Source organism: Stenotrophomonas sp. Br8 (genome assembly GCF_014763005.1).
Classification (GTDB): Bacteria; Pseudomonadota; Gammaproteobacteria; order Xanthomonadales; family Xanthomonadaceae; genus Stenotrophomonas; species Stenotrophomonas lactitubi.
Map to the genome: position 1 here is coordinate 84,070 of NZ_JACGTN010000014.1, position 22,196 is coordinate 106,265.

General features: G+C 64.6%; 15 protein-coding genes and 1 pseudogene. 8 read left to right on the forward strand and 8 right to left on the reverse strand.

All coding sequences use genetic code 11. The features are described 5' to 3' along the window. Nucleotides 1–70: 70 nt before the first annotated feature. The 6 genes from H3005_RS12585 to dnaA all read right to left on the reverse strand — a co-directional run bounded on the left by H3005_RS12585 (nt 71) and on the right by dnaA (nt 9,158). Nucleotides 71–877, reverse strand: a complete 807-nt coding sequence (locus tag H3005_RS12585; RefSeq protein WP_100554275.1) for a M48 family metallopeptidase — start codon at nt 875–877, stop codon at nt 71–73. A 71-nt stretch (nt 878–948) separates the two neighbouring features. Further along, nucleotides 949–1,794, reverse strand: a complete 846-nt coding sequence (locus tag H3005_RS12590; RefSeq protein ID WP_191078317.1) for a CPBP family intramembrane glutamic endopeptidase — start codon at nt 1,792–1,794, stop codon at nt 949–951. 67 nt (nt 1,795–1,861) lie between these two features. Continuing rightward, nucleotides 1,862–4,321: a DNA topoisomerase (ATP-hydrolyzing) subunit B gene (gene gyrB / locus H3005_RS12595; protein ID WP_191078318.1), complete on the reverse strand. Its 2,460-nt coding sequence runs from the start codon at nt 4,319–4,321 to the stop codon at nt 1,862–1,864. Between the two features lie 112 nt (nt 4,322–4,433). Next, nucleotides 4,434–5,528, reverse strand: coding sequence for a DNA replication/repair protein RecF (gene recF / locus H3005_RS12600; protein WP_100554272.1), 1,095 nt, complete (start codon nt 5,526–5,528; stop codon nt 4,434–4,436). 921 nt (nt 5,529–6,449) lie between these two features. After that, on the reverse strand, nt 6,450–7,550 hold the full coding sequence (dnaN, locus tag H3005_RS12605) for a DNA polymerase III subunit beta (protein WP_100554271.1): 1,101 nt from the start codon (nt 7,548–7,550) through the stop codon (nt 6,450–6,452). A 276-nt stretch (nt 7,551–7,826) separates the two neighbouring features. Next, nucleotides 7,827–9,158, reverse strand: coding sequence for a chromosomal replication initiator protein DnaA (gene dnaA / locus H3005_RS12610; protein WP_089241915.1), 1,332 nt, complete (start codon nt 9,156–9,158; stop codon nt 7,827–7,829). 254 nt (nt 9,159–9,412) lie between these two features. Between dnaA and rpmH the strand changes: the two genes are divergently transcribed. From rpmH to H3005_RS12640, 6 genes are all read left to right on the forward strand, one after another. Next, entirely contained in the window at nt 9,413–9,553 is a 141-nt protein-coding gene (rpmH, locus tag H3005_RS12615) for a 50S ribosomal protein L34 (RefSeq protein WP_006404565.1), read from the forward strand. Between the two features lie 5 nt (nt 9,554–9,558). Further along, nucleotides 9,559–10,053 carry a ribonuclease P protein component gene (gene rnpA, locus H3005_RS12620; RefSeq protein ID WP_025875580.1) on the forward strand — a complete coding sequence of 165 codons (495 nt, stop codon included), beginning with the start codon at nt 9,559–9,561 and terminating at the stop codon, nt 10,051–10,053. After that, nucleotides 10,053–11,768: a membrane protein insertase YidC gene (gene yidC / locus H3005_RS12625; protein WP_191078319.1), complete on the forward strand. Its 1,716-nt coding sequence runs from the start codon at nt 10,053–10,055 to the stop codon at nt 11,766–11,768. Before rnpA ends, yidC begins: the two co-directional genes overlap by 1 nt. Nucleotides 11,769–11,898: 130 nt before the next feature. Next, the gene (locus H3005_RS12630; protein WP_191078320.1) at nt 11,899–14,568 is read left to right on the forward strand and encodes a polysaccharide deacetylase family protein; all 2,670 of its coding nucleotides are present in this window, start codon (nt 11,899–11,901) and stop codon (nt 14,566–14,568) included. 3 nt (nt 14,569–14,571) lie between these two features. After that, a complete protein-coding gene (gene mnmE / locus H3005_RS12635) occupies nt 14,572–15,921 on the forward strand; it encodes a tRNA uridine-5-carboxymethylaminomethyl(34) synthesis GTPase MnmE (protein WP_191078321.1) in 1,350 nt (449 codons plus the stop codon). A gap of 277 nt (nt 15,922–16,198) precedes the next feature. Next, entirely contained in the window at nt 16,199–17,314 is a 1,116-nt protein-coding gene (locus tag H3005_RS12640) for a glycerophosphodiester phosphodiesterase (RefSeq protein WP_191078322.1), read from the forward strand. Between the two features lie 154 nt (nt 17,315–17,468). On the opposite strand, the pseudogene H3005_RS12645 reads toward H3005_RS12640, so the two are convergent. Both H3005_RS12645 and H3005_RS12650 read right to left on the reverse strand, forming a co-directional pair. Then, a pseudogene (locus H3005_RS12645) lies at nt 17,469–18,233 on the reverse strand (rhomboid family intramembrane serine protease); the annotation flags it as partial. A gap of 106 nt (nt 18,234–18,339) precedes the next feature. Then, nucleotides 18,340–19,296, reverse strand: coding sequence for a TerC family protein (locus H3005_RS12650; protein WP_025875596.1), 957 nt, complete (start codon nt 19,294–19,296; stop codon nt 18,340–18,342). A 352-nt stretch (nt 19,297–19,648) separates the two neighbouring features. On the opposite strand from H3005_RS12650, the gene H3005_RS12655 reads away from it, so the two are divergent. Then, nucleotides 19,649–20,818 carry a class I SAM-dependent rRNA methyltransferase gene (locus tag H3005_RS12655; protein WP_180164790.1) on the forward strand — a complete coding sequence of 390 codons (1,170 nt, stop codon included), beginning with the start codon at nt 19,649–19,651 and terminating at the stop codon, nt 20,816–20,818. A 122-nt stretch (nt 20,819–20,940) separates the two neighbouring features. Next, complete coding sequence (locus H3005_RS12660) at nt 20,941–22,182, forward strand: dipeptidase (protein ID WP_191078323.1); 1,242 nt, start codon at nt 20,941–20,943, stop codon at nt 22,180–22,182. The last annotated feature ends 14 nt before the right edge of the window (nt 22,183–22,196 follow it).

The window sequence follows — 22,196 nt, forward strand, 5'->3', positions numbered from 1 at the left end:
CCAAACGTATCAGAAACAGATGGCGTGAGAAATCGTTTTATGTGCTGCAATACAGCATGAATCTGCGCACTCAGCCACACTTTGGACGGCGTCCGGCCGCCTGGGCCTGCTGGTAGACGGGGCCGAGCGCCGGTACATCACGCTGCAACTCCCTGATCCGATTGGCTGGATCGGGATGGGTGGACAACCATTGCGGGCTGCGACCGCCACTGGCGGCCATCATGTTCTGCCACAGATCGACCGCCTGGGCAGGGTTGAATCCGGCCTCGGCCATCAACCGCTGACCGATCACATCGGCCTCGCTCTCTTGGGTGCGTGAGCCGGGCAACAGGAACGCGGTCTGCGCCCCCATCCCGCCGAGCTGGTTGACCGTGCTGGCCGCGCCTTCGCCACCATACGCGCCCGCGAGTGCCCCGAGCACCGCCAATCCGGTCTGCGCGCCCATCTGCCGGGTGATGCGCTCTTCATGGTGGCGGGCGATCACGTGGCCGATCTCATGGCCGATCACTGCGGCCAGCTGATCCTGGTTCTTGGCGACGGTGAAGATGCCGGTGTTGACCCCGACCTTGCCGCCGGGCAGGGCGAAGGCGTTGGGTTCCTTGTCGACGAACACCGCCGTCTCCCACCGTACGCCACGGTACTGAGGCGGCAGCTGTGCGACGAGCGCATTGACCACGCATTGCACGTAGCCGTTCTGGCGGCCGTCGCTGCTGATCTTCTCTTTCTGCTTGGTCTCAGCGAATGCCTGCGCACCCAGCTGATCCAGCTGTGCCTGCGACACGCCGCCCACCATCTGCCGACGCCCGGTGGGCGAGGTGGTGGTCGCGCAGGCGCTGACCAGAGTGGTGATGACGATGGCCAACAGCAGTTGTTTCATGGACCCACCCCCGTGTTCAGAAGCCCAGTGTGTAACGGGTCTGCTTAATCTTTCGTCAAGCGGACAGAGCCTTACGTTGCCCCGAAAAACACCAGGGCTGCAAGCGCCACGGCGTTGTTCAGTGCATGTGCGGCGATCGCCGCCCACAAGGTGCCAGTGCGGCGGTACAGCCAGCAGAATGCAGCGCCCATGCCGCCATAGACCAGCCACAGCTGTGCGATCTCGGCCGGGCCATTGGCGCTGGTACCGGGAATTTCATGGATGAGCGCGAACGCCAGGCTGCTCAGGATCATCCCCAGCCACGGCCGTCCGGCCTGCCACAGACGCCCGAACAGGACACGGCGGAACAGCAGTTCTTCGTAGGCGGGTGCAAGCACCACGGCAAACAACGTCAGGAACAGCGGAAAACGGGCAACCGCGTTCTGCATCAGTTCGAGGTTTGTCGGCACCGGCTCGATGCCCATCTGCTTGGCCACGAAGGCGATACCGTTGCTGCCGATCACGATCGCGCTGGCAACCAGCAGCGTCCAGCCCCAGGTGGAGGGGCGACGGAGTGCGTCCCGCGAACGCTGGCGTTCGGCAGCGTTGGCCGGTCGGCGCCAGAAATACACCAGCAGCGCTGCGCCGCCGGTAGCGACCAGTGCCATCAGGATCTGCCCGAGCGCACCGGGTTGGCCGAGCTGCTGGGCGACCGCTGCCGTATCAGGCATGCCGCCGCCGGATTTGGCGCTGGCATAACCCACCACGATGCCGCGGTAGAGCCCCCAGACCAGACCACTCACCAGGCTCAACCCGAACAGGGTGACGGCGGCGATGCCCAGATCAATGAAAAAACCTGCCAGCGGCGAGGAGGCGCGGGCGGCTGCGGTTGCCGGCGGGACCGGCGGCGGAGCGGAAACCGGGGCGGAAGCGGACATCGATTACCTGCGATCAAGGGACAAAAGCCGGCGCACCTCCCCGCGCGCCGGCCACGATCCGATTGTGTCAGATATCCAGGTTGGCGACCTTCAACGCGTTGTCTTCGATGAAGTCACGACGCGGCTCGACCACATCCCCCATCAGGGTGCTGAAGATCTGGTCAGCGGCCACCGCGTCTTCGATACGTACCTGCAGCAGGCGACGGGTATCGGGATTCACGGTGGTATCCCACAGCTGTTCCGGATTCATTTCACCCAGACCCTTGAATCGCTGGATCTGACGGCCGCGCTTGGCTTCGTCCAGCAGCCAGTTGCGGGCCTGCGCGAACGAGTCGATCTCGATCGACTTGGCGCCACGGGTGATGACCGCGCCTTCGCGGACCAGACCGTGCAGCAGCTGCGCTGCCTGGTGGATGCCGCGCAGTTCGCCGCTTTCCAGCGCAGACAGCGGCAGCACCTGGATGTGCTGTTCGCCCATGTGGCTGCGCGTGACCAGCACTGCAGCCGGACGCTGCTCGTTGGGTTCCTGCAGTTCCAGGGTGAAACGGGCGCTGCCGAGGTTGCCTTGGTTGAGGTGCTTGGCCAGCGCGTCCAGGCCTTCGCCAGGACCTGCATTGCGCAGGTTTTCCAGCTCCAACGGCATGAAGTCGACCAGCGCTTCGAGCAGGTTGCGATCGTAACGGTGGGTATTGCGGTTGATCGTGTCCTGCGCGGCAGCGTAGGCAAGCAGCAGCTTTTCCAGCGCCACGCCATCGATCGGCGGCTCGCCGCCGGCCGGCACCAGCCCAGCGTTTTCCACCGCGCTGCTGGCCAGATAGCTGTCCAGCGCCGGATCGTCCTTCAGGTACAGCTCCTGCTTGCCCTGCTTGATCTTGTACAGCGGCGGCAGGCCGATATAGACATAACCGCGCTCGATCAGCTCCGGCATCTGACGGTAGAAGAACGTCAGCAGCAGGGTGCGGATGTGCGCGCCGTCGACGTCGGCGTCGGTCATGATGATGATCTTGTGGTAACGCAGCTTGTCCGGGTTGTACTCGTCGCGACCGATACCGGTGCCCAGCGCGGTGATCAGCGTACCCACCTGGTCGGACGCCAGCATGCGGTCGAAGCGTGCACGTTCCACGTTGAGGATCTTGCCGCGCAGCGGCAGCACGGCCTGGTTCTTGCGGTTGCGGCCCTGCTTGGCCGAACCACCTGCAGAGTCACCCTCGACGATGAACAGTTCGGACAGCGCCGGATCCTTTTCCTGGCAGTCGGCCAGCTTGCCCGGCAGGCCGGCGATATCCAGCGCACCCTTGCGGCGGGTCAGGTCACGCGCCTTGCGCGCGGCTTCGCGGGCACGGGCAGCGTCGACGATCTTGCCGGCGATGGCCTTGGCTTCGTTCGGGTTTTCCTGCAGGAACTCTTCCAGGCGCTGGCCGAACGCGCTTTCCACGGCCGGGCGCACATCCGAGCTGACGAGCTTTTCCTTGGTCTGGCTGGAGAAGCTCGGGTCCGGCACCTTCACCGACAATACCGCGATCATGCCTTCGCGCATGTCATCGCCGGTCAGGTTGATCTTGGCCTGCTTGGCGATGCCGTTCTGCTCGATGTAGTTGTTGAGCACGCGGGTCAAGGCGCCGCGGAAGCCGGCCAGGTGGGTACCGCCGTCCTTCTGCGGAATGTTGTTGGTGAAGCAGTACATCGTCTCCTGGTAGGAGTCGGTCCACTGCAACGCCACCTCCACGGTGATGCCGTTGGATTCGCCGCTTACCGAGATCACGTTCGGATGCAACGGCGTCTTCAGCTGCGCCAGATGCTCCACGAAGCTGCGGATGCCACCCTCGTAATGGAAGTCGTCGCGGCGGCCATCACCACGCTCGTCCACCAGCACGATCTTGACGCCGGAATTGAGGAAGGACAGTTCGCGCAGGCGACGGGCCAGGATGTCGTAGTGGAATTCCACGTTGTCGTGGAAAGCCTTTACCGAGGGCCAGAAGCGCAGGGTCGTACCGCGCTTGGTGCTGGGACCGACCTGCTTGAGCGGATGCAGTGCTGCGCCGTCGGCGTATTCCTGCTGGTAGTGGAAACCGCCCTGGTAGATATCCAGGACCAGCTTCTGCGACAGCGCGTTGACCACGCTGACGCCCACGCCGTGCAGGCCGCCGGAAACCTTGTAGCTGTTGTCGTCGAACTTGCCGCCTGCGTGCAGGACCGTCATCACGACTTCGGCAGCAGACACGTCGCGGTCGAGCTTTTTGCTCATCTGCTCGTGCTTGCCCGTCGGAATGCCGCGACCGTTGTCGGACACTCCAACCGAGCCGTCGGCATGGATCGTCACCGAGACGTGGTCGGCATGGCCGGCGAGGGCTTCGTCGATCGAGTTGTCGACGACCTCGAACACCATGTGATGCAGGCCGGTGCCGTCATGTACATCGCCGATGTACATGCCTGGGCGCTTGCGGACAGCCTCCAGGCCTTCCAGGGCCGTAATGCTGTTGGCGTCGTAGTTGCCGTTGTTTGCCGGGGTGTTCTGTTCGTCGGTCATTGCGCTTGCCGTAGGCTCCGCAGGTCGGACACCGCTTTGAGCGATGTGCCGAGAATGAAGGGATAGCAGCCTGAATTATACCAGCCGGGGCTGAGCGGCCTTGCCGTGCCCACTATGGCACAGCCACGATCTGTGCATGTTCCACGTGGAACCGGGCGATGTTGCTCAGGGTCTCCAGGGCCGCAGGCGTTTCTGTTGCGGTGATGAAGATCTGCGCCGGCGCCGCCAACAAACGGTGCAGTACCCGGCTCTGGTGGGTGCGATCCAGCTCCGAGGCCAGATCGTCCAGCGCAATGACGGGCCACTCGCCACGCTGCTCGGCGTAATCCTCCGCCTGAGCCAGCAGACAGGCGAGGGCGGTGAGCTTGGCCTGGCCGCGCGAGAGCGCATCGCGACCTGGAATGCTGTGAAACGCCACGCTCCAGTCTGCGCGGTGCGGGCCCAGCGAGGTGTAACCCGCCTGACGGTCGCGTTCGCGTGCCAGCAACAGTGCATCGGCCAGTGGAACCTCACTTCGGCGCCAGCCGGGGCTCAGGTTCATGCCCACAATTCCCAGCTGAGGAGCCAATGCCTCGGCCAAGGCGATCGTCCGGGACTGCAGCCGCTCCAGGTAGTGCTGCCGACGACTGGTCAGCGGCTCTCCCGCCTCGGCCAGCTCGTGATCCCAGGTATCGAGCATCCGAGACGGCCCGCCTTGCTTGAGCAGGGCGTTGCGCTGCTTCAGAGCCCGCGAATAGCGCCGCCACAGGGAAAGGAAGTCTGGTTCCACGTGGAACAGGCCCCAATCCAGGAAACGCCGACGCGGTTCACCACCACCACTCACCAAGGCATGGCTGCCTGGTTCAAAGGTGACCACCGCCAGAGCGGCACACAGGTTGCCGAGCTGGGCCACGTCTTCGCCATCCAGACGGCCCTTCCACTCCTGCCCACTGTGCCGCAGCCCTGCTTTTCGCCGCTGCGGGGGCAGATCACCGCGTTGCTCGTCCCATTCCACGAAGACGTCCAGGGCTTCATGGCCCTGACGGACCAGGCCATCGCGTACCCGCCCGCGGAAACTCCGCCCATAGGCCATCAAATGCAACGCTTCAAGGACGCTGGTCTTGCCAGCGCCGTTGTCACCGGTAAGCAGATTCACCCCTGGCTGGGGCGACAGCTCCACCGCATCGAAACGACGCAACTGGTGGAGGGCAAGACGACGAATCTGCATGGGATGTGACAGACCATCCGCACGTGGCGGTAGAGGGGCGGGGAATCATCCAGCTTACTGCATTGGTCAAGCCAGCCGTCATGGCGGGACACGGTCCGGCATCAGCGAGCCCTGTCGACGTTGGAGAACATGTGTTCCACGTGGCGGGGGCGTGACTGCCGGCGACAGGCGACCGGACAGCGGCCGAGATCGTTCAAATCCAGCAGCTGGCCAAGGCTTGAGGAGCCCAGATTTCAACAATCCGGAGACTGTTACACGCACACAAGGCCTGGGAGTGCGCTGGGCTGGCAGTCAATACTCCAAAAATTTCTTGAAATCTGGGGGCGGTGGTCCTGCCAGGTTCCACAGATTTCAAGAAATTCAAAGCATCCGTTCCACGCCATCCACAGGGGGCCTGTATGACTTATACACAAGGTGTGGGCGAACTGTGGATAAAAAAGGCCTTTTTCCTTGGCTGCAAAACTATCCACAGGTTCCCCCCCAGGCTTGATGGCCTATATACAGGGGGTTTCAGCCCTATAAAATTGTTTTAAATCAAAAACATAGCCTACTTCTACATGAAATCTGGCCCTACCATCACCACCAAGCTTTTGATTTATACCCAGATTTAGAAGCTAGGGAGGGCCCGAAATTCCGCGAACGGGAGCTGTGGACAGTGCAGTCAGCACGGCCAGGCAAAGAGCTGGACGAGCGATCGCTGTTTGACGGCGTCAAGGAATTTTCAACCTACGTCGTGCGTGAGACGGCTTGCGAGTTCAATGCCTCCCGGTTCTGATGCACCTTCGTCAGAACCAGGATTGAAATCAGGTTCGCCCAACAGGCAACAGGGGCGGGTACCCGTACCGATGCTCCACGTGGAACAAAAAAAAACGCCCGGGAATTCCCGGGCGTCCATGTGTTCCACGTGGAACGGCGCAGCTGTCAGAGACGCAGCGGCATCACCACATGACGCGACTTCTCACTGCTCGATTCACGCACCAGCGCCGAGGAGTTGGAGTCGCGAAGCTGGATGATCACTTCTTCGTCGCGCAGGGCGGAGAGGGCATCCAGCAGGTAGTTCACGTTGAAGCCGATGGCCAGATCGCTGACCGAGGTGTCGGCTTCGATTTCTTCCTGGGCCTCCTCCTGCTCCGGGTTGTGCGCGCTGATCTTCAGGTTGCCCGGCGAGACTTCGACGCGGATGCCGCGGTACTTCTCGTTGGACAGGATCGCGGCACGCTGCAGCGAGGCGCGGAGTGCTTCGCGATCAACCTTCACTTCGCGGTCGGCGCCGATCGGAATCACTGCCTCGTAATCCGGGAAGCGACCATCGATCAGCTTGGAGGTGAAGGTGACATCGTCGCGCTTCACACGAACGTGGCTGCGGCCAACTTCCAGCTCGATCTCGCGATCGCCGCTTTCCAGCAGGCGCTGCAGTTCGGTCACGCCCTTGCGCGGCACGATGATCTGGCGCTTGGAACCGCTGGGCTTGGCCAGATCGGTTTCGCACAGGGCCAGGCGATGACCATCGGTAGCGACGGTGCGCAGGGCATCGCCGCGCAGGTCGAACAGCAGGCCGTTGAGGTAATAGCGCACATCCTGCTGGGCCATCGCGAACGCCGTGCGCTCGATCAGCTCCTTCAGGGTGGCTTCGCCGATCGCAACGCGCTCGGTGGCTTCCACTTCGTCCACCGACGGGAAGTCGTTGGAGGGCAGGGTGGCCAGGGTGAAGCGGCTGCGTCCTGCCTGCACGGTGATCTTGTCACCGGTCTGCGAGACGGTGATCCGGCTGCCATCAGGCAGGGCGCGGATGATCTCGAACAGCTTGCGGGCGGGAATGGTGGTTTCGCCGTCCTGGGCATCTTCAACCGCGATCCGCGACACCATCTCCACTTCCAGGTCGGTACCGGTCAGCGACAGCTGGCCGTTCTGCACCTGCACCAGGAAATTGGCCAGAACCGGAAGGGTCTGGCGGCGTTCGACCACGTTGACGACCTGTGCCAACGGCTTGAGAAAGGCTTCGCGCTGCAGTGTGAAACGCATGTGGTTCCGTGCCCCTATGCTTTAAAAAAATGTGGAATAAATCAAAAGCTTGGTGGTGCTGGTAGAGCCAGAATCGCTGGAAAACACAGCTAAGTCTTTGTAAACAAAAGGGTTTCAGGCTTCGAAACCCTCTGCATTACCAGCCCCCAAGGGGTGGGGAAAGCTGTGGATAAATCTTCCGCGAAATCCAACGGCATTTTTATCCACACCCTGTCCCGCGCTTGCTACCGGATTCTGCACCGTTTTATGCGGTGACGCCTCATCGGCGTACGTGCATCATTCGCTCAGCTTCCGGATCAGCTTGTCCCAGTCCTCGCGGAGCTTGCCGTCGGCTTCCATCAGGGTGCGGATCTGCCGGCAGGCATGCAGCACCGTGGTGTGATCACGACCGGCAAAGGCGTCGCCGATTTCGGGCAGGCTGTGTTCGGTCAGTTCCTTGGTCAGCGCCATGGCAACCTGACGCGGACGGGCCAGCGACCGGGTCCGACGCTTGGACAGCAGATCCTTGATCTGCAGCCCGTAGTAGTCGGCAACGGTTTTCTGGATGTTGGGAATGCTGATCGCCTGCTGCTGGGCGCGCAGCAGGTCGCGCAGGGTTTCCTGGGCGAATTCGGTGGTGATCGCACGGCCAGTGAAGTTGGCGCGGGCGGTCAGGGTATTCAGCGCGCCCTCGAGGTCGCGCACATTGGAGCGCATTTTCTTGGCAATCAGGAACGCAACGTCATCGGGAATCTCGGCACCACGCTCGCGGGCTTTGGCCAGCACGATCGCAGCGCGGGTCTCGAAGTCCGGCGGCTCGATCGCGACCGACAGGCCCCAGGCAAGCCGCGACTTCAGGCGCGCTTCCAGGCCTTCGACTTCGCGCGGATAGCGGTCGCAGGTCAGGATGATCTGCTGCTTGCCATCGAACAACGCGTTGAAGGTGTGGAAGAACTCTTCCTGGGTGCGGTCCTTGCCTGCGAAGAACTGGATGTCATCGATCAGCAGCGCGTCGACCTGCTGGAACTGGCGCTTGAACTGATCCATGGTCTTTTCCTGCAAGGCCCGGATCATGGCGCTGAAGAACTGTTCCGAACGCAGGTACAACACCTTGGCGCCCGGATTGGCCTGGCGCATCGCGTTGCCGGCAGCGAACATCAGGTGGGTCTTGCCCAGGCCGGTGCCCCCGTACAACAGCAGCGGATTGTGCGCCCGGTCGCCCGGCTTCTGTGCCGCCTGGAATGCTGCGGCCAGACCCAGCTGGTTGCTGCGGCCTTCGACGAAGTTGGCGAAGGTGTAGTGGTTGTCCAGGTTGCCGGCGAACGGGACCTGCGGCTGCACCGGCGCCTGCGCCGAATGGCTGGAAACCGGCGCGATCTGCGCGTCCACGGGACGCGGACGCGAGCCGATTTCAAGAAAAACGTCGCCGAAACCGGCAAAGTGGGTGACCAGCTCGCGGATCCGCGGCAGGTACAGCTCGCGCACCTGATCGACAATGAAGGCATTCGGTGCATACAGCACCAGGCTGTCAGCGCGCAGATCGGCCTGCAGCGGCTTCAACCAGGTGTGAACATCCTCGGGCGGGAACTCCGCCTCGAGTCGCTCGAGACTACGTGACCAGGCATCCATCAGCAATAATTGTCCGGTGGCCGATGCATAGGCGCGAAAAGGCGCCCAAACACAGGCCTGAAAGGGGGGAAATGGATGGCTCAGCCTACCACCGAGCGCCCGCCTTCGGAATGCTTGTCCCCTACTTATTCACAAAAAGATCCACAGCTATTGCACAGCCCGGTGAATTGGCGTAGCAGACAGGGGTTGACGGGAGGGGGGATACCTCTCTAAAATTTCCGGTTCTTTCCGTCCCATTCATACGAGAGGCCCACATGGCCACCAAGCGCACCTTCCAGCCCAGCAACCTCAAGCGTAAGCGCGACCACGGCTTCCGTGCCCGTATGAAGACCGCTGACGGCCGCAAGATCCTGTCGCGTCGCCGCGCCAAGGGCCGCAAAGTCCTGAGCGCCTGATTGCCATGCCGCATCCAGCGGCAGACGCAATCCATTCGACAGTGAATACTGCAGACCCGCGCAAGCGATTCCCTCGCTCTGCGCGGGTTCGCACGCGTGCCGAATATTCAACGGTCTTCAACGGCGCCCGCCGTGTGTCCGATCCGCTGATGACCCTGCACTGGCTACCGGCTGACCGGCCGGCCAGGCTGGGTCTGGCGGTTTCCCGCAAGGTCGATCCTCACGCCGTTGGGCGTAACCGGATCAAGCGCGTCCTGCGCGACGCCTTGCGTCAGACACGAACCGACATACAGCCAGGCGACTTCGTCGTCGTGGCTCGTACTGCTGCGCGTCACGCCAGCAACGAAGATATCCGCCAGGCCTTCCTGCGCCTGTTGCGGCGCCTGCGCGCATTGCCCGCGCCGGGCGTGGACGGCACAATGCCGCCGCCTGATGGCATTGCCATTTCCTCCGTCACCGAGCCGGCACCGCGTCCCGGCCCCGCTGAGCCTGCCTGCTGATGAACCAGACCCGTGTTTTCCTGATCTTTGCCTGGCTGATGGTGGCCGTGCTGCTGTGGATGGAGTGGAGCCGTGAGAAGTCCGCCCCGACCCCGGCGCCGACGACCAGCTCGGCCCCGGCCGCCGCACAGAGCGTTCCGGGTGCAACCCCGGGCAGCATCCCCAGCGCACAGGTTCCCGGTGCCCCGGGCCAGGCCGCTGTACAGGCCCAGGCCAGCGCCACCCCGTCCGCACAGCGCGTGACCATCACCACCGACGTGCTGCGCCTGGTGCTCGATGGTGGCCGCGTGCTCGATGCCGAACTGCTGCAGTTCCCGCAGAGCAAGGACGAAGGCAGCCCGCCGGTACGCCTGCTGACCGAAGATCCCGCACATCCGTACAGCGCGATCAGCGGCTGGGCGAGCGAAGACAAGAACACCCCGGTGCCGGGCGTCGACGGCTTCAAGCTGGTCGGTGATACCCGCGACTTCGTGCTGGCCAATGGCCAGAACGAACTGCAGGTCCCGTTCGTGTGGACCGCCGACAACGGCGTGACCATCAAGCGCACCCTGATCGTGGGCCGCAACGAGTATGCGATCCGCTTCAAGGACGAAGTCAGCAACGCTGGCGCCGCGCCGTGGAACGGCTACGTCTACCGCACCCTGGACCGCACCCCGACCATCCTGTCGCGGAGCATGACCAACCCGGACTCGTTCAGCTTCAACGGTGCCACCTGGTACGACAACGACAAGAAGTACCAGCGTCGTGCGTTCAAGGATTACCTGGACGATGGCGCGCTGAACCAGAACATCACCGGTGGTTGGCTGGCGATGCTGCAGCACCACTTCTTCACCGCCTGGATCCCGCAGAAGGACCAGACCGCACACTACGTGCTGTCGCAGGTGGCCGGTCGTGACCTGATCGAAGCGCGCGGCCCGGCCTTCACCGTGGCCCCCGGCCAGTCCACCAGCACCGAGGCCCGCCTGTGGGTCGGCCCGAAGCTGGTCAACCTGATCGCCAAGGAAGACGTGCCGGGTCTGGACCGTGTGGTCGACTACAGCCGCTTCTCGATGATGGCGGTGATCGGCCAGGGCCTGTTCTGGGTGCTCAACCAGGTGCACAAGCTGGTGGGCAACTGGGGCTGGGCCATCGTTGGCCTGGTGGTGCTGCTGAAGATCGTGCTGTACCCGCTGTCGGCGACGCAGTACAAGAGTGGCGCCAAGATGCGTCGCTTCCAGCCGCGCATCGCGCAGTTGAAGGAACGCTATGGCGATGACCGCCAGAAGTTCCAGACCGCGATGATGGAGCTGTACAAGAAGGAGAAGATCAATCCGATGGGCGGCTGTCTGCCGATCCTCATCCAGATGCCGATCTTCTTCGCCCTGTACTGGGTGCTGGTGGAATCGGTCGAACTGCGCCAGGCGCCCTGGTTCGGCTGGATCCAGGACCTGACCGCACGCGATCCGTACTTCATCCTGCCGGTGATCAACGTGGCGGTGATGTGGTTCACCCAGAAGCTGACGCCGGCACCGGGCATGGACCCGATGCAGCAGAAGATGATGCAGTTCATGCCGCTGGTGTTCGGTGTCATGATGGCCTTCATGCCGTCCGGCCTGGTCCTGTACTGGGTGGTCAACGGTGGCCTGGGCCTGCTGCAGCAGTGGTGGATGACCAAGCGTCACGGCAGCGATCCGGTGCTGGCCACGGCGGCCACCGCCCCGGCCAAGAAAAAGTAAGAGGTAGACGTCGACCTTGGTCGACTGCTTCCCAGGGTCGATCGACCCAGCAAAGGCCCGCCGCAAGGCGGGCTTTTCGCATGCGGCGTTAGAATCGCCGGCACACCATCCCCCTTTGTTCGAGTCCGCCATGCCGCGTGCGCCGTCGTTCCGCCTGTTCCTGCCCAGCCTGCTGCTGACCCTGCTCGTGGCCGGCTGCGGCGACAAGGACGCGCAGGCACCGGCGGCGGTTACCCAGCCGAGCGCACAGGCTGCCGCTGCCGCCGACCCGGCCGCAGCACCGCTGCTGGGCGCATTGCAGAAGCAGCTCGACGGCTATCGCCGGATCATCGTGCTGCTGGCCGATGAGGAAAAGCAGTCCGCGGCCGATCGCACCACCTCCACCCGCATCGGCCAGCAGCTGTTCCACGATGGCCTGGAACAGCGCAGCGCCATTGCCGCGCAGTTCGACACGCTGCTGCGCGGTAGCAGCCCGCAGCGCTTCGCTACCCTGGGCACGGTGCTGGATTACATCGAATCGGCGCCGGAACTGTTCGATGCCGATCGCCTGGCGTTCCGCGAGGTGCTGCGTGATCTGCACGAACGCATCGGCGCCGATTCCTCGTTGCCGGCGGTGAAGCTGCACCAGCGCATCGGCGAAGACCTGGAGGCGCTGGACGAGATCGAGCGCAACTACAACCAGGAACTGACCCGCATCTTCAGCCGCTTCGAGCGCACCCGTGCCATCGAACTGAAGCGCGAGAAGTGGGACGACTACATCGCGCACCTGCACAAGGACTACAGCCGCGAAGCGATCCTGCGCGACTACGGCGTGATCGAGCCGTACCCGATGTCGATGAAGGACAGCGACCGCGAGATCTTCGGCCGCGACCTGCCGCCGAAGACGGTGGTGCTGACCTTCGACGATGGCCCGCACAAGGCATATACCGATGAAGTCGTGGCCATCCTCAAGCGCTACGACGTACCGGGCGTGTTCTTCGAGGTCGGCCGCAACCTCGGCAAGGTCGAGACCGACGGCAAGGTCAGCCTCGGGCCGATGGCGAAGATCAGCCGCAACCTGATGGAAGAGGGCTACGCCGTCGGCAACCACAGCCTGACCCATGCGCAGCTGTCGCGTACCACCGGCGATGCGCTACGCCAGCAGGTGCTGGACACCGACACCCTGCTGAAGGACGTCGACAGCAAGCGCGCGCCGCTGTTCCGCTTCCCGTATGGCGCGCGCAACGCCGAAGGCCTGCAGCTGCTGAACGAAGCGGGTCTGAAGTCGATCATGTGGAACATCGATTCGATGGACTGGGCCGACCCGGTGCCTGAGTCGATCGTGCAGCGCGTGCTCGACCAGGTGAACAAGGAACAGCGCGGCATCATCCTGTTCCACGATATCCACGACCGCGCGGTGAAGGCACTGCCGCAGATCCTGGATCGGCTGATCGCCGACGGCTACCAGTTCGCTGGCTGGAATGGCCGCGACTTCAGCGTCGCCCGCCCGCGCAAGGGCAGCGACCGCGATGCCACCGTCACCACCGGCTATGAAAAATCGTGGGCGATCGTGGTCGGCATCGACAACTACGCCAAGTGGCCGAAGCTGGAGTACGCCAGCCACGACGCGCAGGCGGTGGCCGATACGCTGACCGGGCAGTTCGGCTTCCCGTCCTCGCAGGTGATCGTGCTGAAGAACGAACAGGCCACCCGCAACAACATCCTGGCCGCCTTCCACGACCGGTTGTCCGATGACCGCACCGGCAGGAATGATCGCGTGTTCGTGTTCTTCGCCGGCCATGGCGCGACGCGCCAGCTCGCCTCTGGTCGTGACCTCGGCTACATCATCCCGGTCGATTCGGACCCGAAGGAATTCGCCACCGACGCCATCGCGATGACCGACATCCAGAACATCGCCGAGAGCATGCAGGCCAAGCATGTGATGTTCGTGATGGATGCCTGCTACAGCGGCCTCGGCCTGACCCGCGGCGGTCCGTCCTCGTCGTCGTTCCTGCGCGAGAACGCGCGCCGCAGCGCGCGGCAGATGCTGACCGCCGGCGGCGCCGACCAGCAGGTGGCCGATGCCGGCCCGAACGGACACTCGGTGTTTACCTGGGTGCTGCTGCAGGCATTGGCCGGCAAGGGCGACCTCAATGGCGATGGCCTGATCACCGGTACCGAGCTGGCCGCCTATGTGGCGCCGGCGGTGTCGGCGGTCTCGCACCAGACGCCTGCGTTCGGCAGCCTGCCCGGCTCGCAGGGCGGCGAGTTCGTGTTCCAGGTGCCGGACAGCCAGGAATACCTCAACGCCGACACGCGCCAGCTGACTGCCGATGCGATCGCCCTGAACAACAAGGTTGATGCCGCCCAGGACGCCAAGAACAGTGAGGCGCCAGTGACCGTGGCCGACCTGCAGGGCGGCAAGGCCAAGCTGGTGGTGCCGACGGCCGGACCGGCCTCGGACCGCCAGCGCTCGCAGCAGGCCAACGACCGTGGCCTGCAGCTGTACCGCGAGAAGCGCTACGACGAAGCTGCCGTGCAGTTCGCCGAGGCGTTGAAGCTGCGCCCGGATTTCGCCCAGGCGGCCAACAACCTCGGCTTCGTCTACTACCGCCAGCAACGCTACGCCGAAGCGGCGCGTTGGCTGGAGAACACACTGAAGATCGATCCGTCGCGCGCGGTGGCCCATCTCAACCTGGGCGATGCCTACTTCCACGCGGGCGAGAAGGCCAAGGCGAAGCAGGCCTACACCACCTACCTGGCGCTGCAGCCGCAAGGCAGTGGTGCGGCACAGGCGCGCGCGCAGCTGGAGAAGCTCTGAGCAATGAACGACGCGATCCGTACCGACACCATCGTAGCCATCGCCAGCGCACCCGGTGCGGGAGGCGTCGGCCTGCTGCGCCTGTCAGGCCCGCGCGCCGCAGCCATCGCCAACGCGCTCGGCGCACCGACGCTGCGCCCGCGCCATGCGCACTACGCGCGCCTGCGCGATGCCGACGGTGAGGTAATCGACGATGGCATCGTGCTGTGGTTCCCGGCACCAAACAGCTTCACCGGCGAAGAAGTGGTGGAGCTGCAGGGCCATGGCAGCCCGGTGTTGCTGCAGCAACTGGTTGCACGCTGCATCGCGCTGGGCGCGCGCCAGGCGCGGCCGGGCGAGTTCAGCGAGCGCGCGTTTCTCAACGGCAAGCTCGACCTGGCCCAGGCCGAAGCCATCGCCGATCTGATCGCCGCCGGTGACAACCGCGCCGCACGTGCTGCACGCCGTTCGCTGGATGGTGTGTTCTCGCGTCGTATCGACGCAGTGGTTGAACAGCTGGTGCTGCTGCGCATCCACGTGGAAGCGGCCATCGATTTCGCCGATGAGCCGCTGGACACGCTGGGCGGTGCACAGGTGCGGCGCGGGCTCGAGCAAGCCCGCAGCGACCTGGCCTTGCTGCGTCGTGATGCCGAGCGCGGCCGTCGCCTGCGCGATGGCCTGCATGCCGTGCTGATCGGCCCACCGAATGCCGGCAAGAGTTCACTGTTGAACGCGCTGGCCGGCAGCGAGCGTGCCATCGTCACCGACATCGCCGGCACCACCCGCGACACGCTGCGCGAGACCATCCGACTGGACGGACTTGAACTGACCCTGGTCGACACCGCCGGCCTGCGCGATGGCGGCGATGCCATCGAACGCGAAGGCATGCGCCGCGCTCGCGCCGAGATCGAGCGCACCGATCTGGCCTTGATCGTGCTGGATGCGCGCGACCCGGCGGCGGGCGAAGCAGCCATCGGTGAGGCCGCGCTGGCGGTGCCGCACAAGGTGTTCATCCACAACAAGTCGGATCTGCTGTTGGGAACACCCGAGCAGGACGATCCGGATCGTTTGTTCGTCTCGGCCGCTACCGGCGCGGGACTGGACGACCTGCATGCGCGTCTGCGTTCGATCGCCTCGGCCGGCGCGGGGGAGCAGGTGGACGGTGAGTTCTCCGCGCGTACCCGCCACGTGGATGCCATCGAGCGCGCGCAGGAACATGCGCAGCGGGCGGACGGAGAGCTGGTGCACGAGCACCTGGAGCTGGCAGCGGAAGAGCTGCGGCTGGCGCACGATGCGCTGGGTGAAATCACCGGGCAGATGAGTGCCGATGACCTGCTGGGAAGGATTTTCTCCAGTTTCTGCATCGGCAAATAAGGCCGGGTCAGATCCCCGAAGGGGCTCTGATCCCCGACATCGATCAATCGCACGGCTCACGCTCTGGTAGATGCCAACCTTGGTTGGCACCGGGCATCCGGGGCCATGGAACCCCAAGAGCAGAGCGCCGACCAAGGTCGGCGACTACCGGATCTTGGAGATCCGTATCTGGCAGATTGGGGTCGGAGCCCCTTCAGGGATCCGACCCCGGCTCCCCCAACCTGTCACATTCCCGCCGCATACTGACGCCCATCACAAACCGCTTGGGGAAGTCGCAGTGAAGTCGTGGGGTCGTGCGTTGCTGTTGTCGCTGGCCGTGGCACCATCGGTGGCCATGAGTGCTGAATCCACCCCTCCGGCCGCGCCCAAGGTGTCGGTCTACGGTCATCGCGGCGCAAGCGCGCTGCTGCCCGAGCACACCTTGGCGGCCTATGCGCAGGCCATCGCCGACGGTGCCGATTACATCGAACCGGACCTGGTGATGACCAAGGACGGGGTGATGGTGGCCCGCCACGAGAACGAGATCGGTGGCACCACCGATGTGGCCGAGCACAAGGAATTCGCCAAGCGGAAGACCCGCAAGGTCATCGATGGGCAGACGGTCGAAGGCTGGTTCACCGAAGACTTCACCCTGGCCGAGCTGAAGACCCTGTACGCCCGCGAGCGCCTGCCGGAGTTCCGCAGCACCGCCTATGACGGCCAGTTCCGCATCGCCAGCCTGGACGAGATCCTGGCGTTCCTGGTGCAGCAGGCCGGGCGTGCCAACCGCGGCATTGGCCTGGTGCCGGAGATCAAGCACCCGACCTATTTCCAGTCGATCGGCCTGCCGATGGAAGACAAGGTGCTGGCTGCGCTGCGTGGCAACGCCTATACCAACGTAGGCCCGGTCACCATCCAGTCGTTCGAGACCGCCAACCTGCGTTACCTGCGCGGCAAGATCCCGCGTGGCAGCAACATCCGCCTGCTGCAGCTGCTGTGGAAGGGCGATACCCAGCCGGCCGACATCGCCAAGGCGGGGGGCGCGCTGACCTATGCGCAGATGATGACTCCGGCAGGACTGAAGGACATCGCGGCCTATGCCGATGGCATCGGCCCGGAGCTGCGCTCGATTATCCCGCTGGATGCCAACGGTGCGCTGGGCACGCCGACGTCGCTGGTGCGCGATGCGCACGCGGTGGGCCTGATGGTGATCCCGTATACGTTCCGCCCGGAGAACCACTTCCAGGCCAGCAACCTGCGCAAGGGTGCCGACAACGCGCGCAATGCGGAAGGGTCGATCGCCGAGATGCGCGCCTATCTGGCGACCGGCATCGATGCCTTCTTCACCGATGACCCGGCACTGGGCCGGCAGGCGGTGGATGGAATGGGCGCGGCGGGAAACGCAGCGGATTGATGCGCCGGTGATAGATGCCAACCTTGGTTGGCATGCGGTCGCCGTGGGGTCATGAACGTCGTATGCAGGAGCGCCGACCAAGGTCGGCGGCTACCGGATCGTCGGTGATCGGGGTCAGAGCCCCTTCGGGGATCCGACCCCGCCACCGCTCAACCCGCGGGTCTTCCGGCCGGCGGAACGGGACGACCACATAGTCCTGCCCTTCGCGCGGCTGCCACAGCACCGGCACGCGCTGCGGCGACGGCGGCTCGAGTTCGTCGTCGGCCAGCGGCTCGGCCTCGTCTTCCTCGTCCTCCCAGCCGTAGCGCGGGCGTGGCGGCAGCGGGTCGGCATTGCGGAACAGCAGCGCGGCGATGATGCCGGCGAAGGCACCGCCCATGTGCGATTGCCAGGACACGCCATCCGCGTGCGGCAGCACGGTCATCAGCATGCCGCCGTAGAACAGCATGCCGATCAGCCCGGTGGCGATGGCCGCGCGGTCGCGGCGCAGCAGGCCGAGGCTGGCCAGCAGGAACATCAGGCCGTGGGTGACGCCACTGGCGCCGAGATGGAAGCTGCCGGGGTTGCCCAGCATCCACGCACCGATGCCCGAACCGACCCAGAGCAGGGGCAGGGCACGTAGCGTGGCCTTGGGATAGACGCTGCCGGCGAGGGTGCCGAGGATCAGGATCGCGGCGCTGTTGGCGGCGATGTGTTCGATCGATGCATGCAGCAGCGGTCCGCCGATCAGGCCGAGCAGTCCCTTGGCTTCCAGCGGTGCCACGGCCCAGGGTCGCCAGTCGAAATGGTCCTGCAGGGCGAACACGGCCACCAGCACCAGCACGGCGGCCAGGCTGGCATTGAAGGCGCGCAGGATGCGCGTGCGGTCGTTGCGGTCGGCCGGCGCGTCGCCGGCGGGCAGGGGCGCGTTCGTGTTCATACCCTCAGCAATGGCGGTGGCCGGCGCGAAACCAAGGCCACCGCCGCGGGAGAGTGGGTGCGGCCGGCGGGACAATCCACCGGCCGCATCCTTCAATCCGCCTGGATCAGGCGCCGCCTTCCTTCGGCGGATTCTTCAGGCTCAGCACCACCGTGGCAGCGATGATCACCGCGACCACGCCCAGCGAGATCGGGGTCGGGATCTTGAACAGGTCGATGATCATCATCTTGATGCCGATGAAGGCCAGCACCAGGGCCAGGCCGTACGGCAGCAGGTGGAAGCGGTCGGCCATGCCGGCCAGCAGGAAGAACATCGCACGCAGGCCGAGCACCGCGAACACGTTGGAGGTCAGCACGATGAACGGGTCGGTGGTGATCGCGAAGATCGCCGGGATGCTGTCCACCGCGAAGATCACGTCGGTCACTGCGATCAGGATCAGCACCGCGAACAGCGGGGTGAACCAGCGCACGCCGTCGCGCTTGACGCTCATCGCGTTGCCTTCGTAGTCCGGCAGCAGGCGCAGGTGCTTGCGCATCCAGCGCAGGGCCGGATTGGCTTCCAGGTCAGGCTCCTGGCCCGCGGCGAACCACATCTTCCAGCCGGTGAAGAGCAGGAAGGCGCCGAATACGTAGAGCAGCCAATGGAACTGGGTGATCAGCACGCTGCCTGCGAAGATCATGATCGTACGCAGCACGATCGCACCCAAGATGCCGATGATCAGCACCTTCTGGCGCTGTTCCTCCGGCACCGCGAAGTAGCTCATGATCATCAGGAAGACAAAGATGTTGTCCACCGCCAGCGCCTTCTCGACCAGGTAGCCGGTCAGGAACTCCAGGCCGACCTTGTTGGCCACGACCTGGCCGGCCGTCTCGTTCAGGTAGAACCAGAGGCCGCCGTTGAAGGCCAGGGCCAGCGCGACCCAGCCGATGGACCACCACAGGGCTTCCTTGAAAGTGACCTTGTGCGGGCCACCATGGCGCATCAATACGAGGTCGACCAGCAGGGCGATGACCACCACCGCTGCGAAGCCGCCCCACAACCACAAATTACCGATCGTCTGCATGGGTTTGTCCGTTGGGAAAATGAAAAATGCCTCAAGCCGGACGGCGAGGATCTGCAACGGAGGATCGGGAGGGGATCCAGGGACAGAGCTTCGCCAGTACGGCGAAGGTCTCGCTCGCAGTTCCGATGGGCCGGAACTGCCGTTGCACCGGAGCCTGCGGGCTCGAATTGACGGCGACAACGTCTGGGAGCTACTCCCCTTCTGCCGCCGATTCTGCGGCCTGGCCGGGCCGGCGTCAAATGCACTGGGGCCGGGGGCCAGCTCTGGTAGGTGCCAACCTTGGTTGGCACACCGGCCCGGGGTCAGAGCCCCTGTGGGGATCTGACCCCGGCGCCCGGTTTACAATAAGTGGATGAATACCCCCCTTCCCGTTGTCCGCCTCAAGAACGCGTGGCGTTCCAGCCACCCGTGGATCTTCCAGAAACTGGTCGAGAAGCCGACCGTCCGGCCCAAGCCCGGCTCCCTCGTCGACGTCGTCGGCGTGGATGGCGAGTTCATCGGCCGTGGCTTCTACAACGGGCATTCGCGTATTGCCGTACGCATCCTCGAAACCGACCCGCAGACCCCGGTGGACGCCGGCTGGTTCTCGCGCAAGATCGCCCAGGCGGTGTCGCTGCGTCGTGAGGTGCTGAAGCTTGATGCGGTGTCCGACGCCTGGCGCGTGGTGCACAGCGAAGGCGACGGCCTGTCCGGCCTGGTGGTGGACCGTTACAACGACCTGGTGGTGGTGGAGTTCTTCGCCGCCGGCATGTTCCGCCACCGCGAGTGGATCTATGACGCCCTGCGCGAACAGTTCCCGGGCTGCCGTTTCCACAGCTTCGCCGACGAACACGTGCAGAAGCAGGAAAGCTTCGACTTCCACGGCAACACCACCACCGAAGCGTCGGTGATCACCGAGTACGGCATCAAGTTCCGCGCCGACCCGGCCGGTGCGCACAAGACCGGTTTCTTCGCCGACCAGCGCGAGAACCGTGAGTGGCTGAGCCAGCAGGTGGAAGGCAAGAGCGTGCTCGACCTGTGCTGCAACACCGGTGGTTTCGCGGTGTATGCGGCCGCGCGTGGTGCATCGGAAGTGGTCGGCATCGACATCGATGAAGACGTCATCCAGATCGCCAAGGGCAATTCGCGTCTGAACAACGTGCGCCCGAAGTTCGTCCAGTCCGACATCTTCCCGTGGCTGCGTGATGCGGCCAACCGCGGCGAGAAGTACGACGTGGTGATCCTGGACCCGGCGAAGATGACCCGCGACCGCGAGCAGGTGATCACCGCGCTGAAGAAGTACCTGGACATGAACAAGCTGGCGCTTGGCGTGGTCAAGCCCGGTGGCCTGTTCGCCACGTTCTCCTGCACCGGCCTGGTGGCCGAGGACCAGTTCCTGGACATGCTGCGTCGTGCGGCGTACTTCTCTGGCCGCACCATCCAGATCCTGAAGGTGGCCGGCGCCGGTCCGGACCATCCGTTCATGGCCCACGTGCAGGAATCGCGTTACCTGAAGGCCGTGTTCTGCCGCGTGGTGGATTGAGCTGGGGAATACATCACGCCGGACACGGGCCGGCAACCTGTAGCGCCGGGCCTACGCTCGGCTCTACTAAAGCGCTGACAGCAGCGCTATGGTCGGGCTCTTCCCTCTGCTGGTGAGAGCCCATGCCTTCGTTGAGTCGCCTGTCCCTGCTGCTCGCCCTGGCGCTGAGTGCGCCGCTGTCCGCCCATGCCATCGACTTCAGCGCGCAGGAACTGGCCCGGGCCAAGGCACTGCAGCAGCGCCTGCTGTCCCTGGACAGCCATCTGGATACGCCGGCCAACTTCGGCCGCGACGGCTTCGACATCGAGCAGCGGCACGACCGCAATGCGCTCTCGCAGGTGGATTACCCGCGCATGGTCGAAGGCGCACTTGATGGCGGGTTCTGGGCGATCTACACCGACCAGGGCGATCGCACTGCCGCTGCGCATCCGGCCGAACGCGATCACGGCCTGCAGCGCTTGCTGGAGATCCGGCAGATGCTGGCCGCCAACCCCGAGCGCTTCGCGTTGGCGCTGACGGCCGATGACGCAGCGCGCATCAAGGCCGCTGGCAAGCGCGTGGTCTACATCAGCATGGAGAACGCCAGCCCGTTGGTGGCCGATCCCAGCCTGCTGTCGTTCTATCACCGTGCGGGCCTGCGCCTGCTCAGCACCGTGCACTTCGCCAACAACGAGTTCGCCGATTCGGCCACCGATCCCAAGGGCGCGGAGTGGAAAGGCCTGAGCCCGGCCGGTAAGGACCTGGTGCGCTCCGCGGTGAAGCTGGGCATCGTCATCGACCAGTCGCACGCCTCCGATGCCGTGTTCGACGATCTGCTGGCGATGATGCCGGTGCCGTTCGTGCTGTCGCACAGCTCGGCCAAGGCGATCTATGACCACCCACGCAACCTCGACGACGCACGCCTGCGCAAGCTGGCCAAGGCGGGCGGCGTGATCCAGGTGAACGCGTATGGCGGCTACCTGATCGACACCGCCAAGTCGCCCGAGCGCAAGCAGGCCGAAGAAGCCCTGAGCAAGCAGTTGGGGGGCTGGGAAGGCATGACCATCGAACAGGGCGTGGCGCTGCAGAAGGCCGAACAGGCACTGGACCACGAACACCCGGTGCGCCACGCCAGCCTGGACGACTTCTTCGCCCACTTCGAACACATCCTCAAGGTCGTCGGTCCCGAGCACGTCGGCATTGGCCTGGACTGGGATGGCGGCGGTGGCCTGAGCGACCTGCCCGATGTCAGCCAGCTGCCGAAGATCACCGCGTGGCTGTTGCGCAAGGGCTACACCGAGCAGCAGATCGCCGCCATCTGGGGCGGCAACCTGCTGCGGGTGATGCGCCAGGCGCAGGACTACGCGGCAAAGCAGGGCGGCTAGCCGCCCTGCGGTAG